General features: G+C 69.3%; 16 protein-coding genes and 1 pseudogene. 10 read left to right on the forward strand and 7 right to left on the reverse strand.

The features are described 5' to 3' along the window. Positions 1-271: 271 nt before the first annotated feature. The 3 genes from JOM49_RS20995 to JOM49_RS21005 all read left to right on the forward strand — a co-directional run bounded on the left by JOM49_RS20995 (position 272) and on the right by JOM49_RS21005 (position 2844). Positions 272-910, forward strand: a complete 639-nt coding sequence (locus JOM49_RS20995) for an EF-hand domain-containing protein (protein WP_209665963.1) — start codon at positions 272-274, stop codon at positions 908-910. Between the two features lie 40 nt (positions 911-950). Beyond that, on the forward strand, positions 951-1502 hold the full coding sequence (locus JOM49_RS21000; protein ID WP_209665964.1) for an EF-hand domain-containing protein: 552 nt from the start codon (positions 951-953) through the stop codon (positions 1500-1502). A 166-nt stretch (positions 1503-1668) separates the two neighbouring features. Continuing rightward, the gene (locus JOM49_RS21005; RefSeq protein ID WP_209665965.1) at positions 1669-2844 is read left to right on the forward strand and encodes an MFS transporter; all 1176 of its coding nucleotides are present in this window, start codon (positions 1669-1671) and stop codon (positions 2842-2844) included. A gap of 13 nt (positions 2845-2857) precedes the next feature. Here the strand turns inward: JOM49_RS21005 and JOM49_RS21010 are convergent, their stop codons facing one another. From JOM49_RS21010 to JOM49_RS21035, 6 genes and pseudogenes are all read right to left on the reverse strand, one after another. Beyond that, on the reverse strand, positions 2858-4126 hold the full coding sequence (locus JOM49_RS21010) for an erythromycin esterase family protein (RefSeq protein ID WP_209665966.1): 1269 nt from the start codon (positions 4124-4126) through the stop codon (positions 2858-2860). Positions 4127-4149: 23 nt separating this feature from the next. Further along, positions 4150-4635, reverse strand: a complete 486-nt coding sequence (locus JOM49_RS21015; RefSeq protein ID WP_245369400.1) for a phosphotransferase-like protein — start codon at positions 4633-4635, stop codon at positions 4150-4152. A gap of 31 nt (positions 4636-4666) precedes the next feature. Then, positions 4667-4756 (reverse strand): annotated as a pseudogene (locus JOM49_RS44360) (phosphotransferase-like protein); the annotation flags it as partial. A gap of 121 nt (positions 4757-4877) precedes the next feature. Next, the gene (locus JOM49_RS21025; RefSeq protein WP_209665969.1) at positions 4878-5501 is read right to left on the reverse strand and encodes a hypothetical protein; all 624 of its coding nucleotides are present in this window, start codon (positions 5499-5501) and stop codon (positions 4878-4880) included. Continuing rightward, on the reverse strand, positions 5501-8020 hold the full coding sequence (locus JOM49_RS21030; protein ID WP_209665970.1) for a polymorphic toxin-type HINT domain-containing protein: 2520 nt from the start codon (positions 8018-8020) through the stop codon (positions 5501-5503). Before JOM49_RS21030 ends, JOM49_RS21025 begins: the two co-directional genes overlap by 1 nt. A gap of 137 nt (positions 8021-8157) precedes the next feature. Further along, entirely contained in the window at positions 8158-8679 is a 522-nt protein-coding gene (locus JOM49_RS21035) for a MarR family winged helix-turn-helix transcriptional regulator (RefSeq protein WP_209665971.1), read from the reverse strand. A gap of 115 nt (positions 8680-8794) precedes the next feature. On the opposite strand from JOM49_RS21035, the gene JOM49_RS21040 reads away from it, so the two are divergent. The 5 genes from JOM49_RS21040 to JOM49_RS21060 all read left to right on the forward strand — a co-directional run bounded on the left by JOM49_RS21040 (position 8795) and on the right by JOM49_RS21060 (position 13042). Next, the gene (locus tag JOM49_RS21040) at positions 8795-9733 is read left to right on the forward strand and encodes an NADP-dependent oxidoreductase (protein WP_209665972.1); all 939 of its coding nucleotides are present in this window, start codon (positions 8795-8797) and stop codon (positions 9731-9733) included. A gap of 91 nt (positions 9734-9824) precedes the next feature. After that, positions 9825-10727: an AurF N-oxygenase family protein gene (locus JOM49_RS21045; RefSeq protein ID WP_209665973.1), complete on the forward strand. Its 903-nt coding sequence runs from the start codon at positions 9825-9827 to the stop codon at positions 10725-10727. A 15-nt stretch (positions 10728-10742) separates the two neighbouring features. Next, positions 10743-12320, forward strand: coding sequence for an FAD-dependent oxidoreductase (locus tag JOM49_RS21050; protein WP_209665974.1), 1578 nt, complete (start codon positions 10743-10745; stop codon positions 12318-12320). Between the two features lie 109 nt (positions 12321-12429). Then, positions 12430-12798 carry a hypothetical protein gene (locus tag JOM49_RS21055; protein ID WP_209665975.1) on the forward strand — a complete coding sequence of 123 codons (369 nt, stop codon included), beginning with the start codon at positions 12430-12432 and terminating at the stop codon, positions 12796-12798. A gap of 10 nt (positions 12799-12808) precedes the next feature. Further along, on the forward strand, positions 12809-13042 hold the full coding sequence (locus JOM49_RS21060) for a hypothetical protein (protein ID WP_209665976.1): 234 nt from the start codon (positions 12809-12811) through the stop codon (positions 13040-13042). A 9-nt stretch (positions 13043-13051) separates the two neighbouring features. On the opposite strand, the gene JOM49_RS21065 is transcribed toward JOM49_RS21060, so the two are convergent. Continuing rightward, complete coding sequence (locus JOM49_RS21065) at positions 13052-13930, reverse strand: LysR family transcriptional regulator (RefSeq protein ID WP_209665977.1); 879 nt, start codon at positions 13928-13930, stop codon at positions 13052-13054. 262 nt (positions 13931-14192) lie between these two features. On the opposite strand from JOM49_RS21065, the gene JOM49_RS21070 reads away from it, so the two are divergent. Further along, positions 14193-15137 carry a hypothetical protein gene (locus JOM49_RS21070; protein WP_209665978.1) on the forward strand — a complete coding sequence of 315 codons (945 nt, stop codon included), beginning with the start codon at positions 14193-14195 and terminating at the stop codon, positions 15135-15137. Positions 15138-15260: 123 nt separating this feature from the next. Further along, on the forward strand, positions 15261-16430 hold the full coding sequence (locus JOM49_RS21075; protein WP_209665979.1) for an LLM class flavin-dependent oxidoreductase: 1170 nt from the start codon (positions 15261-15263) through the stop codon (positions 16428-16430). Positions 16431-16495 lie beyond the last annotated feature (65 nt).

Genomic DNA, 16495 nt, shown 5'->3' on the forward strand with positions numbered 1-16495 from the left:
CATCTCGGCTGCGTCTGCGCGATTCACGAAAGAGTTGTCATCGGCCGGAAAGTGCCACTTCATCGGTCACTGAGCGTGCATTCAGCGGTGAGGAAATTCCGCACCGGCGGATCATCCCGAAAACCGGCGGCGCTTCGGCCGGGCCGATCGTGCGCGATGTGCGGGGCGGGATACGTGCTGCTCCGTCGAATTGCTTAATGCGTGGATTCTCGTTGATCGGGCTTAATCCTTTCGGTGACCGAGGTCGAGCGAAATCCGTCCCGCGGAGAAGATGACCCGAACGCTGCTGCCGCCTGATGTCGATCGGTCGTACGGTAGGTGTGCGAGACGCCACAATGCGTCAACGAGAGGGAAGGGTGTTTCACCGATGTTGACCTCCACGCAGATCGAGAACATCGACCGGGTATTCGCGATGATCGATTCGAGTGGCGACGGCAGGGTGACTTGGGACGATTTCGAGACGCTGACCCGCGGGATAGCCGAGGAACTCGGCCGGGACTCGAAATCCACGGAAATCGCGGAATTGTCGGCCGCGTACCACGGCGTGTGGGAGTACGTCAGCGCGGCCGCGGACCTCGACCAGGACGGAGCGGTGACCAGGGACGAGTTCCGGAAAGCGCACTCGACGCAGGCGCTTTCCGCCGGGCTGTTGCTGGACAAGTGGCTGGTCGCGGCCGACCGGTGCTTCGACGCGGCGGACCGTGATGGCCATGGCTACCTCACCGAGGACGCGCTGGCCGGCGTGTACCGCGCGGGCGGCATCACTGACCGGCAGGTCGCCTCGGCTGCTTTCCAGGCGATGGACGTGAACAGCAACGGCCGCGTCGACAAAGCCGAGTTCTCGGCCAATGTCCGTGGTCTGTTCGAGGCGGTGGACAAATCCATGAAGGGCGCGCGGATGATCGGCTGAATCGCTCCTGTTCACGGATATTCGAGAGAAGGTGGATCTTATGTCGCACGACGTCACCGATCGGAAGTTCAGCATCCTCTTCGACTGGTTCGACCACACCGACGACGGCTGGCTCACGCGCCCCGATTTCGAGCAGATGGCGGAACTGTTCACCGCCGTGGCCCGCCCGGACGACCACGAGAACCGCGCCGCCATGCGCGAAGCCTTCACCGGTTGGTGGGACGTCCTGCGCGACACCGGTGCGACGGACGTGCAGGACCGCGTGGGACGGCAGAACTTCATCGAAGTCATGCGGACCGGCGTGACCAAGCCGGAGAACTTCGAACACCTGATCCTGGGCATCGTCAACGCGCTCATGCGCGCACTGGACACCGACGGCAGCGGCGAACTCAGCGCCGACGAGTACGTCCGGATGTACGACGCACTCGGGGTCGAACCCGAAACCTCCGCCGCCGCGTTCGAGCGCCTGGACCGCAACGGCAGCGGCAGCATCAGCCACGCCGAATTCCGCACGGCGATCGAGGAGTTCTACCTCAGCGCCGACCCGGAAGCGCCCGGCAACTGGCTGCTGGGCAGCCCTTCGCCGGCCTAGCTGGGCGTTGCGCGCGCTCGCTCGCACCTGGGCGGGGCACCGAGACCCGGTCCACGTGCTCGCGGAGCGGGGGGCACTATCGGGCTGTCCCGCCACCAGCCCTTGACCGGAAGCCGATCTTCGATAGTCTGGCCTGCTGCCTTCTGGGGGAAGGACCACAGCAGCCATGCAGAGACAGCTCCGCCTCTTTCTCGGTGCCACCCTCATCGACGCGCTCGGCAGCGGGATCTGGCTCCCGTTCGGGTTGCTCTTCCTCGTCCACGGCCAGGGTTTCGGCCTGGTCGAAGCCGGTGCGGCGCTCAGCACCGGTGGCCTGCTCGCGCTGGCGACCGGGCCACTGGCCGGCGCCGCGATGGACCGGTTCGGCCCGCGCACGCTCCTGATCGCCGGGAACCTGCTGCGGCTGGCCGCTTTCTGCGGCTACCCGTTGCTGACCTCGGTCTGGCAGGTCGTCGCCGTCACCGTGGTGGTCGGCGTGGGGGATCGGCTGTTCTGGACGTGCAACGCTCCGATGGTCGCCGCGCTCACCCGCGGCCGTGACGCCGAACGCGTGCTCGGCACGCAGACGGTGGGCCGGTTCGCCGGGGCCGGGGTCGGCGCGGCGGCGAGCGCGGTGCTGCCGGAGGTCACCAGCCCGGCGGCGTTCCACCTCATCGCCTACGCCAACGCGGCCACCTTCGCGGTGGCCGCGGCCCTCATCTGGTGCCTGCCCGCTCCGGCCGCGAAGCCCGCGAAGGCCAAGCCGGCGGGTTGGAAGGCCGTGCTCTCCGACCGTCCGTACGTCCGGTTCTGCGTGACGCACATGGCCTTCACCTTGGCCAGTGCGAGCAAGTTCGCCATCCTGCCGATCCTGGTCCGCGACTTCCTGAACGGTCCACAGTGGATCGCCGGTACCGCGATCACGATCGGCACGGTCGTGGTGGTGACCGGCCAGAACCTCGTCGTCCGCCGGCTCGCGAACCACTCCAGGACCACCGGGCTCATCGCCGCCGCGGCGCTGTTCGCGGGTTCGTTCGCCCTCCTGATCCCGGTCACCCTGGTCCCTCTGCCCGTGGCGACCGGGCTGATCCTCGTCACCAGCCTCACCTTCGCCGTCGCCGAGACGATGTTCGCGCCCCTGTCCACCGCGGCGGCCGCCGATGCCGCACCACGCGGGGTCGAGGGCCGCGCCAGCGCCCTGTTCCAGCTGTCCTGGGGACTGCCGATGGCACTGGCCCCGGTTTTCCTCGGCACCCTGCTTTCCTTGAGCGGCCCGCTGCTGTGGACGTGCCTCACCGTGACCTGCCTGCTCGCCATCCCCGCCCTCCTCGGCTTGAACAAGACGCTGTCCTTCAGCCAGTAGGGACGGCGGTTCCTCAGAGACGGATGTCCTCGGCGACGCTGGAGGCCGGCGTGCTGAGGATGCCGTCGAAGGCGTCGAGGACGGGGGTGTGCACGTAGACGCTCTGCATGCGGATGCGGTCCGGGCCGGCCACGTCGCCAGTCGTGCGTGCCCGGCGGAGGTCGGCGATGCCGAGCCCCAGTCCGGCGTCGGCGAAGGTGGCTTCGACGCTCCCGGCCTCGGGCGCCTCCAGCGTCGTGTGGTCGATGGTGAAGCCGAAGGACGTTTCCTCATCGCGTCGCATCTCCGGGATTTGGCCGGTGATGCTGGTCAGGGCGAGGGCGAAGTAGTCGTCGCCGAGCGAGCGGTGCAGGTGCTGGCCCATCGGCAACCCGGTGAGGTGGCCGTCGAAGGCGATCGGCGTTTTCTGGATGTGGGCGTTGTGCGCCATCAGCACGATGCGGGTGCCGGGCTCGTGGCGCTCCAGGTGCCACCGGACCGATTCGGCCAGGTAGTTGTCGCGGGCCGAGGTGTCCGCGGTCAGACCGGTTCCGGCGAAAAGACCGGCCATGGCGCGGAAGGTGTAGTCGCCGTGACAGGCGCCTTCGAGACGGCGCCGGGCGAGGTCGTAGCCGGGCTGGTCGCCGCGGGAGACGTAGAGCGGTTCGAGGGCGCGGAACCTGATGAGCAGGCGCGCCAGGATCGCGCTGAGGGTGTCCTGTTCGGTGGTCGCCAGGCGCGCCCACGCGGGTGCGGCCACGGCCCCGGAGTTGCCGCCGAACGATTCGGCGATCCGCATCGCCTCCTGGAGCGAGGGCAGGATTTCGGGATCGATCCGACGCAGGTAGTCGGCGACCGGGGCGAGCGCGGGGAGCAGGGATCCACCGGCCGCCGGGATGTCGAGACCGGCGAAGCGCACCGGTGTCGCGGCCGTGCGGTTGTACTGGCGGATCCAGCGCAGTGGCTCGTCCACGCCCACCGGGATCGTCGCGGCGAGGTGAGCGGACAGGTCGTCGTCGGTGCCCTCTCCTTGCGCCCACGCGTCGAGGGGAAACCCTTCGCTGAAGCCGAACTCGAAGGCCAGGACGGTGAACCCGCAGCGTTCGACCAGGAACCGCAGGATGCGCCGGCGCAGCAGCGCGAACTCGTGGATGAAGTGCGAGTGCTCGCCGATCGCGACGACGCGCGCGTCGCCGATGAGGTCGCGCAGCCGTTCGAGGTCGTCGAGCGGCGCTGACGGGTCGAGGTGGGTGAGCGGGACGGCGTGGCCGCGAAGCCAGTCGGAGAAGGGGAGAGCAGGCATGCTGATGACTCGATTCGGCGGTGCTAATGCGTTTTACCGGAGGGTTGCTGGCGCAGGACGGCTCTGGCCAGTTCGGCGGGCGATCCCGTGGTGCTGTCGACGGTCAGGTCGTAAGGGACGCCGTGGTCGTGGACCATGCGGTGGTGACCTCGTGCGAGCCCGGGCGGGTTGCGCCTGCCGCGTTCGCGCTCTTCGGCCACCGCGAGCGGGCAGGTGACGCGGACCAGCAGCACTTCCAGGCCGGACAACGCGTCCAGCCACTCCGGCAGCAGATTCGGGGTCAGCAGCAACTCGTCGATGACCAGGTCGTCACCCCCGCGGGCGAACGCGGCGGCTGCGGTCCGGGCGGACCGCAGCATCCGGCGTCCCACTTCGCCGTAGCGGACGATCACCGACGGGTGCCCGTCCGTGTCGCCGTCGGTGCGGTCGTACCAGAAGCCGTCGCGGCTGAGCGGGACCGTCGCGGCCCCCGCCCCAGTTCGGCGGGACCAGGCTGAACAGCGTGTCAATGCCCCAGTAGACGAACGGGGTGTCGCTCTCGTCCTGGATGGCCCTGGCCAAGGTGGTCTTGCCCGCACTCGACGTGCCGTTGAGGAAGATCACCCGGCCGGGCCGGTCACCGCTGCGCACCTGGCCACGGTATCGAAGCCGTTGACCTCGATCGGACTCGAGATCCTAGGGGCGGCGGGCGTGGTGGGCCCGGAAGTGCAGGGACAGGTCGGGCTCCCGGTCCGGTGGAACGCATTCGGCTTCACCGTTTTCCGCCGCCGTAGTTCGAGGTCAAGGTCGCAGCGTATTCGGCCGGGACCGAGCGGCCCGCGAAAGTCAGGGGGAGGTAGGAGTCGAGCGCACCTGACACGTCGAGGAACGGGCCGAACTCGGCACTCCACTCAGCCCGCGCTGCCTCGCTGGGGAATCCTTGGAATACGGCGACTTCAGGATTCCGTTCGCCCCAGCAGCCCCATGCTCCGGACGGACCGGTCACGGCGATGACATCCGCCGATATCGCGATCGACCCCAGGGCTTCCCCATTCGGCTCGTGGCCGATCACCGCCCAGTAATCGTCCACCGAGGACTCGACGGACAAGCTCACCGCCGGGTACAGCCGGTATTCCGGGAGGTAGAACTCGTCGGCCTCCGGTTCGAGCACCAGGAGTTCGACCTGTTCGTCACCGTGCCACCGGGCCATCGCGCACAGCGCCGGCCAGAATTCCGGCGTCAGCACCACGTCGAACTCGCAGAAGAGCGCGTCCGGCCGGGGAGTCCGGAAGACCTGGGCGGGCAACCTCGCCTCGAGGTCGAAAGTGGCCGCACCACGGGACCGGATCGCCAGGTACTCGTCGCGGTCGGTGACCAGCGAATCCACCGTTCCCATCAGTCCTCACCCAATCTGATCTTGATGTCGGCCTTCTTGGAGCCCGGTTTGAAGTAGTCCGCCGTCCAGCCCGCGTGGCTGTTGGCCTTGCCCCGGAGGAAGTACCTGGTGCCGTTCTTCTCGTACATGATGTTCGGGCCCTTGTCGGTACGGGTGAAACCGTTGGCCTCCAGGGTTTCCCCGAAACTCCGGGGTCCGACGTCCGTCAGCTTGTTCAGCATGCGGGCGCCCGGGTTGGTGATGTCCTCGTACTGCGACGCGCACTCGTCGTTGTGGACCAGGACAGGCTCGGCACCCGCCAGCACATAGTAGGTGTGCAGGCCCTCGACGGTGAAGTTGTGCACCCGCTGCTGCTGTGTCCACCCGTCTCGGGCGACGACCTCCAGCAGGCGGCCGTCGGGGGTGCGGACCCGGTCGCCGCGGACCAGGTCTTCCGCGTCGGTCCAGCGGTGGCTGCCGGCCACCCAGAAGGGGTGTTCGCCGGTGGCGGTGACCACTCCGGTGGCGTCACCCCGGTCGCCATCGGTGTCGACGGTGATCCGCACCAGTTCCTTCAGCCCCTGTCCGGGGATGAGGTCGGTCACCGGGCGGGCTTCGGTGACGCCGGTGACGGGATCCGTGGCCAGGACCCGGTCGCCGAGCTTGACCTGTTCGATCGGTTTGGTCGTGCCGTCGGCCAGCAGGACCGGTGTGCCCGGCACGAAGCTGTTCTTCACGGCGCAGGCCGGGGCGGCCTCGTCGCTGTCCCGCGTTGTCCGGGTGTCGCTCGGACCCTGCGTGTCCGGTTCGGACCGGGCCGATTCCGACGATGCGCCGTCGTCTCGCTTGGCCGGGGTTTCCGTCGACTTGCCAGGACGGGAGCCGTCCGGCGTGACGGAACCCGTGCGGCGCTGGGCATCGGCGCCGTCGCCCGGTCGCCGAGGTCTCGAATCGGTGTTCGCCGAGGGGCCCCGGGGGCTGCGGGCCGCACCGACCGGCGGGGTGTTTCGCGCTGCATTCCGCTCCGGAACCGACGCGGCATCCGGTGGAGCTTCGCCTGCGGGCCGGTTGGCTTCATCCGGCCGGCCTGGTTCCGGAGAGGGTCGATCCGGGGTCACCGCGTCGAGCCCTCGTGCGGGCCGGGTGATCTTGCCCGCTCCCACGGCGCCCGCGAGCAGGCCGCCCGTCCCGGAAAGTGGCGCCTCCCCGAAGTCGTCCAGCGCCTGCCGGGCGTTCTCGGCGGCCCGGTCCAGCGTGCCCCGAGGGTCGTTCCAGGCTTCGGTCGCCGCGTTGGCGACGCCGTTGATCGCGTCCTGGCTCGCACGCTCCACCTGGCGCTGGGCTTCGGCGTCCCCGTTGCCCGCGCGCTGCATGGTCTCCAGGCCGTCGTTGATCGCGTGCACGTCGTCGTGCACCGACGCGTAGGCCCCCGCGCCGACCCTGCCCAACCCGGTGGCCAGGTCGGGCAGCTTGTCCGGGTCGCTCTTCTCCTTGTCGATCTCGCCTTCGGCCCAGCCCCGCAAGCCGGAGACGCCCTGTTCGATCGACTCTTCCCAGGACAGCAACTGTTCACTGATCCGGTCGCGAAGGTTCTTGTCGCGGTCCTGCGGGGCGCGGGCGTTGCGCAACAGGTCAGCGGTGCCCTTGGCATTGCCAGGGCCGAGCCTCGCCGGCGCCTGAGCATCGCGCGGCGGGCTCGACGGCGCCGGGCGGGCACCGGGGAGCCCCGACTGGCGTCGCAGCGTGTCCACGCGGGCCGCGCGGCGGCCGGTCTGCTCGTTGCGTCCTGACGGGCCGGCGTCGACCGAGCGACGGTTTTCCAGTCGTCGCTGGTATTCGTCTGCTCTCGCCTTCCGATCGGCTTCCGCCTTGCGCTTGAGCTTTCCCGTTTGCTCGTTGCGGCCCGAGGGCCCGGCATCGACCGCCTTGCGTTCGGCGATCTTCTTCTCGTCCGCGCGTCTCTTCTGTTCGGCTTTCACCTGGCGTTCGCGCTGCCCGGTCTGCTCATTGCGGCCGGAGGCGCCGGCGTCGACGCGCTTGCGTTCTTCGATTTTCTTCTTGTCTTCGGCGGCCTTCTTCTCCGCCCGGCGCTTGCGCTCACCGCGCTCGCTCTGCTCGTTCCGGCCCGAGGAGCTTGCGTCGACGCGTTTGCGTTCTTCAACCTTCTTCTTGTCGTCGGCCTTCTTCTGCTCGGCCTTGACGGCACGTTGCTTCTTGCCGGTCTGCTCATCGCGCCCCGAAGCGCCGGCGTTCACGCGCTTCCGGTCCTCGACCTGCTTCTTCTCGTCCGCTTTCCGCGCCGCGGTCTGCCGCTGCTTCTTGCCGGTCTGCTCGTTGCGCCCGGAGAGGCCGGAGTCCACGGCCTTGCGGTTTTCGGCCTGCTTGTTCTCCGTCGCCTTCTTCTCCGGAGCAGGGGGCGGGTGGGGTGCGGGCGCCGCTTGCGCCTGCTGCGCGGCGGCGAGCACGAAGAACACGGAAATGGCGCCGCCTGACAACGTGTACAGAATCGATCTCGCGGTCGGACGCCTCGTGGTTTCCATCCATCCACCCCTCGGATCGGCTGACGAGGTGGTCAGGCTGCGCGCTGCCGGTCCAGCGGCCATACATTCCGGATACACCGGCTCAGCCCGGATCTCGCCCGCGCTTGCTCACGACCGCGACGAGCGTCGGTTGCGGCCTAGGGCGCCTGGTCTGTTCCGGCCGTTTTCCTGCGCCGTCGCGGTTCTGCGGAGCGTGGGGGTGTCTGGCGCATGTGGTCGCGGGCGCGGGCGAGGATGTCGGCGAGTGTTTCGATATCGGAGCGTGACAGGGGAGCGAACAGCAGGTCGTCGAGGATCGCGATGTGGCCGGGGAAGACCGTCGCCAGCACGGCTCGTCCCTCTGCGGTGATGGTGACGGTGATGCTGCGCTCGTCGTCGGCGGACGGCGTCCGGGTCACCAGGCCCCGCTTCTCCAGCGTCTGGGCCTGGTAGGTCAGTCCGCTGCGGCTGTAGACGACACCATCGGCCAGATCGGTCATCCGCCTGCTGCCCGCCGGGGAGTCGCCGAGGGTGGCCAGGAGCTGGAACTGCACGTAGCTCAGGTCCCCGGCGTCCCGCAGCTGCTGTTCGACGGCGTGCTTCAGCAGGCTGCTCGCCTCGATGAGGGCGAAGTACGCGCCCAGCTGGGTGGCGTCCAGAGGAGGTGGCGAGGAGGTCATGCGCCGGAGCCTATCAATGCTTCCAACTCGAAGCAGTTGCTTCCAGTTCGAAGCAGTGCTACCGTCCTCTTCAGTTGCTTCGAATTCGAAGCACAACACTGAAGGGACAGGCACCATGAAGGCAGTACGGTTCCACGAGACGGGTGGCCCCGAGGTCCTGCGCTACGAGGACGTCGACCTGCCGGTCCCCGCCGCGGGTGAGGTGCGCGTCCAGGTCGCCGGGTCGGCGTTCAACCCGGCTGACGGCGGTATGCGCGCCGGTTTCCTGTCGATCCCGGTGACGCTGCCGCACGTTCCGGGCTACGACGTCTCCGGCACGATCGACGCGCTCGGTGACGGGGTGGATGGCCTCAGCGTGGGCGGGAACGTCGTCGGCTTCATCCCCATGACCGCCGACGGCTCGGCGGCGCAGTACGTCGTCGCCCCGGCGGACGCGCTGGTGAAGGCGCCGGTGCGCATCCCGCTCGCCGATGCCGCCGGATTGCCCTCGGTCGGGCTCACCGCCTGGCAGGCACTTTTCGAGGCCGGCGAGCTCAAGGCCGGTCAGCGGGTGCTGATCAACGGTGCCGGTGGCCCGGTCGGCGGGTACGCCGTGCAGCTGGCCAAGCGCGCAGGTGCCTACGTCATCGCCACGGCGAGCCCGCGCAGCAGTGAGATCGTCAAGGCGGCCGGTGCCGACGAGATCGTCGACCACACCGCCACCACGGTCCTCGACGCGGTGACCGAGCCCGTCGATGTGCTGCTCAACCTGGCCCCGATCAGCCCTGACGGGTTCACCGCCCTGGCCGCACGGGTCCGTGACGGCGGCGTGGTCGTCTCCACGACGCCGACCGTGACGACACCCGGCGACGAGGAGCGGAACGTGCGCGCGGCCACGATCTTCGTCCACCCCGACGAGGAGGTGCTCTCCGACCTCGTCACCCTCGTCGACAGCGGCGACCTCCACGTCGAGATCGCCCGGCGCGTGCCGCTGAGCGAACTGCCCGAGCTTCACCGGCAGGCCGAGGCGGGGGAGATCCACGGCAAGGTCGTGGTCGTCCCGCCCGCCGTCTGACGAGTGCTCTTGCTGGCACCGGGAATGACTGTTACTTTTGGGTAGCTGTGACTTTGGGTAACACCCTCAAAGGCGAGGCTAGGGAGCACCTATGAGTACCGAATCGACGGCCCCCCAGCGGGGCGGGGAAGACGTCTCCCGGCGCCTGCTCGACTCGGCCGCGACCCTGTCCTACGACCCGGCCGACGAGGTGGACTGGGACGCCCCGCTGGACCCGGACCTCTACGGTCTGAACCCGGAGTGGAGCACCCTCTTCGGCACGCCCCTGTGGCAGGAGATGACCGAGCGGCAGCGGATCACGCTGACTCGGCACGAGGTGTGCTCGATCATGAGCACCGGCATCTGGTTCGAGATGATCCTGCAGCAGATGGTGCTGCGCGATCAGTACGTCGCGGATCCCGGTCGCGCGGACTTCCAGTTCGCGCTGACCGAGATCGCCGACGAGTGCCGCCACTCGATCATGTTCGCCAGGGCGTGCGAGAAGATGGGCGCCTCCGGCTACTTCCCGACCAGGGCGAGTATCGAACTCGGCCGCGGCTTCAAGACGCTCGCCGCCGCCGAGACGGCCTACGGCGGCATCCTGGTCGCCGAAGAGGTCCTCGACGTGATGCAGCGGGACTGGATGCGCGGGGAGAACGTGCTGCCGCTGGTGCGCACGACCAGCAAGATCCACGTGGTCGAAGAGTCGCGGCACATGAAGTTCGCCCGCCAGGAGATCCGCGAGAAGATGCGCGACGCCGGGCCGGTGCGACGGCGCACCAGCAGCCTGGCGATCGCGATCGCCGCCTACGTCATCGTGTCCAACATGGTCAACAAGGGCGTGTACGCCGCGGCGGGGCTGGACACCGAGCGGGCGGTGAAGGAGGCCGCGGGCAACACCTACCACCACGCGCTGATGCGCTCGAGCTGTGCGCACCTGATGGACTTCCTCGGCCGCGCCGGGCTGCTGACCCGCCCGGCCATGGCGATCTACCAGCGTGCCCACATGCTCTGACCGGACAGGACCGCCATGGCCTACGCGATCACCCAGAACTGCTGCAACGACGCGTCGTGCGTGTCGGTGTGCCCGGTCAACTGCATCCACCCGACGCCCGACGAGCCCGGGTTCGCGACCGCCGAAATGCTCTACATCGATCCGCGGGCCTGCATCGACTGCGGGGCCTGCGCGGACGCGTGCCCGGTGGACGCCATCACGCCGGTCGACCTGTTGAGCGGGCCCGACACCGTCTACACCGAACTGACGCGGCAGTACTTCGCCGAGAACCCGGCGGACAACGAGTGGGGCGCGCCGAGGTTCCCGCCGCCGGTGCCCGCCGAGCTGCGGGTCGCGGTGGTCGGGACCGGGCCCGCCGCCTGCTACACCGCGGATTCGTTGCTGCGCTTGGGTGCGGAGGTCAGCATGATCGAGCGGCAGCCCGTGCCCGGTGGCCTGCTGCGATTCGGCGTCGCTCCCGATCACCCGTCGACGAAGCAACTCGGGGACACCTTCGCCGGGCTGTTCCAGCACCCACGGCTCCGGTTGCACCTCAACGTCGAGGTCGGTGCCGACATCAGCCACGCCGACCTCGCCGCGCACCACCACGCCGTGGTCTACGCGACCGGGGCGGCGGTCGACAAACCGCTGGGCGTGCCCGGCGAGGACCTGACCGGTGTCCTGTCGGCGACGGCGTTCGTCGCCTGGTACAGCGCACACCCGGAGGCGCCGGCCGGCGATGTCGACCTGTCCGCCGAGCGAGCGGTGATCATCGGCAACGGGAACGTCGCGCTGGACGTCGCCAGGATCCTGCTGTCGGACCCCGACGACCTCGCCCGCACCGACATCGCGGACCACGCGCTGGAAGCGTTGCGGAACAGCAAGATCCGGGAAGTGGTCCTGCTCGGGCGGCGCGGACCGGAGCACGCCGCGTTCACCCGGCCGGAGTTCCTGGCGCTGCGTCACCTCCCTGGCGTGCGGGTGGTGGTGGACGGTGCGGCCGTCCGGGATGCCGACCCGGGCAGCAAGGCGGCGGTCTTCGCGGAGGTCGACGCCGAAGAGATCGACTGGGACGCTTCGCCCCCGCCGGGCAAGCGCATCGTCTTTCGTTTCATGGCCGCGCCGATCGGGTTCGAGGGTGAGGGAAGCGTCGAAGCCGTTGCCCTGACGGGCGGGGAGTCTTTGCCTGCGAAGCTCGTCTTGCGTGCGACCGGCTACCGGGGCCGACCGCTCGCCGGATTGCCTTTCGACGAGCGAAGCGCGACGGTGCCGCACGTCGGAGGTCGCGTCGCGGAGCTGCCGGGGACCTATGTCGTCGGGTGGATCAAACGCGGCTCGAGTGGTGGCATCGGCACGAATCGGGTCTGTGCCGCGGAAACCGTGGACGCGCTGCTGGAGGACGCCGCCGCGGGACGGTTGCTCCGGCCCGGTGGCAGCCGGGCGCGGTTCGGGAAGCTGGTCCGCCGGCGCAAGCCCGAAAGCCTGGGCGGGCGCGCTGCTCTGGCCATTGATCGAGCGGAACGCGCTCTGGGAAGTCTCGCGGGACGGCCACGGGTGAAGTTCGCCACCGTGCAGGACCTGGTGGCGGCGGGGAAGTCCCGCTTCCGTTCTTGATGAGGCGCCTCGGCTTGCCGTCCGGGGATGGCAGGTAGCGGACAGGCTCGGAGGGCACCCGGCCGGAGTCGTTACCGTGCGATTCCCGTCGCCAGCCAGGGGAGTCGTCGTGGTCGGTAGGCAGCTCAAGATCGCCCAGGTGGTCATGTTCGCGCAGGCGTCGGCCTCGCTCGGCATCTGGATCGTGCAGTTGCTGACGATCACCGCCCGCCTGGACCACAACCAGGAAGTCGCGGGTTCGGTGTGGTTCGTGATCGTGCTCAACCCGATCATCGTGGCGCTGGTGGTGCTCGCCGCGGTGTCCTTGCGGCGACGGCCGTGGGCACGCGGGCTCGCGCTGGTCATGGAAGCGGTGGGGGCGGTGAGCGCGCTGGTCAGCGTGATCACCGGGTTCTCCCAGGCCGCCGTCGCGATTCTGCTGGCCATCGGCGTGATGGTGCTGGTGATCTCCGGTCAGCGTTCTGCCCGAGCCGCGTGAAAGGCATTCGATGAAACACCTGCGTTCGGCCGCCGTCGCCAGTGCCTTCGTGTTCCTCGTCGCGGGATGTGCGGGTCCGCCGCCGACGGAGTGCCAAGGCGGCTTGTGCACCGGGCCCGCCTACTGGCCCAGCACCGCCACCCAGATCGAGAACGGGTTCGTGGCCGTGTTCAGCGCCATCGGCGTGGTGCCGATCGTGCCACGCAGCGCCAACGGACCCGCTCGCCGGACGATCCGGGACTAGGGTCATTCCCTACAGGTGGTGGAAGTACTCGCCGGCGAAGTCGGTCAACCGCTGCGCTGCGGCGGAGAGGTAGGTGTCCGTGCGCCAGACGAGGCTCAGGACGCGGTGGCAGTCCGGGACGTCGAAGTGCGCCCAGGCGCCCGGGAGGTGGGTGCCCGCGCTGCGGGAGTACGCGGGTACCAGGCCGACGCCGAGGCCCGAGCTGATCAGGTAGCCGGTGGCGCCGGGCTCGTCGCTTTCGCAGACGTAGTCGGGTCGCAGTCCGGCCGCCGCGAACAGCCGGTCGGTCAGCTCGCGTGGCCAGTAGCCGGGGCGGGTGGTGACGAACGGTTCGCCCGCGACGTCTTCCAGCCGCACGCGTTTCCGTCCGGCGAGCCGATGTCCTTGCGGGACACCGAGGAGCACGTCCTCGCGGAGCAGTTCCCGCGTCCGCAGGTTCGGTCCGGTCAGCGGCTGGGAGGCGAGGCAGAGGTCGACCTCGCCGGTGTGCAGTTGCCTGGCCATGGTCGCGGCGTCGGACTGGTGGAGCCGGATGTCGACACCGGGGTGGGCGGCGCGGAAGCCGGTGATCAGGCCGGTCACGGTGAGCAGGGTTTCCGCGGCGATGGCGACGCTGCCGTGGTCGAGGCCGGCGGCGTCGCCGAGTTCGCGCCGGCCGTCGTCCAGTTCGCGCAAGGCCCGGTCGACGCGCCGGAGGAACCCGGCGCCGAATCGGTTGAGCCGCAGCCCGCGCCCCACCCGGTCGAACAGCGGCACGCCGAGATCATCTTCGAGCCGGGCGATCGCGCGGCTGAGCGAGGGCTGCGCGATGCGGAGCTCGGAAGCGGCCTGGCTGAGGTGTTCGCGGCGGGCCACCGCCTGGAAGTACCGCAGCTGGAGCAGGTCCATGTTCCCTAGCCCCAACGTCATGAACAGCGGCGAACTTCGGTCTTGGACAGCATAGGGCGAGAACCAGGTCATCTGACTCGAGGTCGAGAACGAGCAGTATGCGGAACCGGAACATCATCCATTGAGGTGGTCCCGCCGACCCCGGGGTTTACGCCGAGGCCAAGGCGTGTTTTGTCGGCTTTCGAGCCGGGTTTTGCGCAACGGTGATCGGGTACTCGACCTCCATGATCGACTTTTCGGGTGCCACGCCGGAATCCCGCCCATGAGCGGCACTGCTCAAGCCCGGCTTTCCCGGCGCGGTCTGCTGATCACCGGCCTCGGCTTGGTCGCCGGGGCCTGTGCCCCGCCGCCGAACGAGCCGGCGCCCACCCCGCCGCTCGCTGCCCCGCCGACGCCGCTGGCAGCGGATTCCCCGGTCCCGCCGGCACCGAAGCCCGCGCCGATCGACGCGGGCCTGCTGGTCGGCTTCTGCGGCGCTCCGAGCGCCAAGGCGCTGGGCAAGATGACCGGCGATCTGGCCGCGGCGGGCCAGGAGCTGACGCAGCAGCTCCAGCAGTTCCCGGGGGACCGGCCGGCGACGCCCGTCGTCGAACTCATCGCCACCGCCGCGCACCGCACGCCGGGGGCCGACGGCATGTACCGCACCCGCGCCTCGGAGTCCACCGTCGCCGACTACCTGGCGCAGGCGCGCGCGATGAACGGCTTGCTGTTGCTGAACATCCAGCCCGGCCGCGCGCCGTTCCTGGCCGAGGTGCAGGCCTACGAGCGCTGGCTCGCCGAGCCTGACGTGGGTGTGGCGCTGGATCCCGAATGGGCGGTGCCGGAGGGCGTCGTGCCGGGGCAGGAGTTCGGCCGCACCTCCGGGGAAGACCTCGACGCGGTCGCGGAGTACCTGAGCGGACTGGTCACACGGCACGGACTGCCCCGGAAGTTGATGGCCTACCACCAGGTTTCGGCGTCCGTGGTCCGCGACGAGGCAGGCTTACGCGCCCACGACGGCGTCGTGGCGATGAAGATCGTCGACGGCATCGGCAGCGCCGCGGCGAAGAAGGCCACCTGGGATCGGGTGATGAAGACGAAACCGGACCACGTGCGCGCCGGTTTCAAGCTCTTCTACGACGAGGACACCCGAGACGGCGCGAGCCTGATGACCCCGGCCGAGGTACTGGCGCTGGAACCGACGCCCGGATACGTCGTCTACGAATAGGCGCTCGTCCACAGCGGATCCGTCCCTGCGCGGCTCGACTGGGCTGATCGTGCGACTTGTGTAACGCGGTGGTCGTGGTCGCTGACTGAGCTTTCGGTGACCCCGAGCCGGCGGAGGCCGCGGATGAAGATCGACTTGTTCAACGAGATCCAGAACCCCCGGCCGTGGCCGGACGGGCACGAGCAGCTCAGGTTCAGCCAGGCGCTGGAACAGGCGGTGCTCGCCGACGAACTCGGTTACGGGTGCTGGTGGCAGGTCGAACACCACGGTGCGGGGGAGTTCAGCCTGTCCTCGGCGCCCGAGCTGATGCTGGCGGCGTTGTCGCAGCGCACGAGCCGGATCCGGCTGGGTCACGCGGCGGTGCTCGCTCCCGGCCGGTTCAACCACCCGATCCGCGTCGCCGAGCGGGCCGCGACGCTGGACCACCTCAGCGGTGGCCGGGTCGAGCTCGGCCTGACCCGGTCGACGATCCCGGAGTGGCGGCTGTTCGGCATCGACCCGGACGAGGCGCGCGCCCAGACGCAGCAGGCGTTCGAGATGGTGCCGCGGATGTGGACCGAGGACCGCTTCTCCTACGACAGCGACTCCTACCGCGTCGACGAGGTCGCGATCTCGCCGAAGCCGCTGCAGCGGCCCCATCCGCCGCTGTGGCAGGCGGCCGCGAGCCCGCCGTCGTTCGAGGAGGCCGGGCGCCGCGGGGTCGGCGTGCTGGGCACGACGATGTGGGAGTCGCTGGAGCGCGCGGGCAGGCTGGTCGAGTTGTACCGGGCTGCGGCCGGGCGGTGCACGGATCCGGTCGGGGCGTTCGTCAACGACCAGGTCGGCTTCTTCACGTTCGTCCACTGCGCGGACACCGATGAGGAGGCGATGCGCAACGGTGCCGCCGCGGCCGCGGCCTGGTACACGGTGACGGCGTTGACCTTCTTCGAAGCGGCCAGTGAGTTCGTGCGGCTGAACGCGCGCCAGGAGGACATCGTGGCGTCGCCGGACGGTGGGGGTCTCACCGGCGAGTTCCTCCGGAACGAGGCACGCAACGCGCCGACCGAGGCGAACCTGCTGATCGCCAGGATCCTGCAGGGTGAAGCGGTGCCCGACGACGAGATCTTCACCGTGCTGAGCGCGCAGGACTCGCTGATCGTGGGCAGCCCGGACACCTGCCGCAAGAAGCTGCGGGCGTACGCGGATCTCGGGATCGACCGGATGATGTGCCTGCAGCAGATCGGTGGCATCCCGCACGAGAAGGTGCTCAGGAGCATCCGCCTGATCGGCGAGCTGATCCCCGGCTTGAGCTGACCACTGGGCGTTCTCGAACAGGGCACGAAGCTGGTCAGGCGGTGCTGCCGTGGCGGGTCGATAGG

Origin of the sequence: Amycolatopsis magusensis (assembly GCF_017875555.1) — a bacterium.
Taxonomy (GTDB): Bacteria; Actinomycetota; Actinomycetes; order Mycobacteriales; family Pseudonocardiaceae; genus Amycolatopsis; species Amycolatopsis magusensis.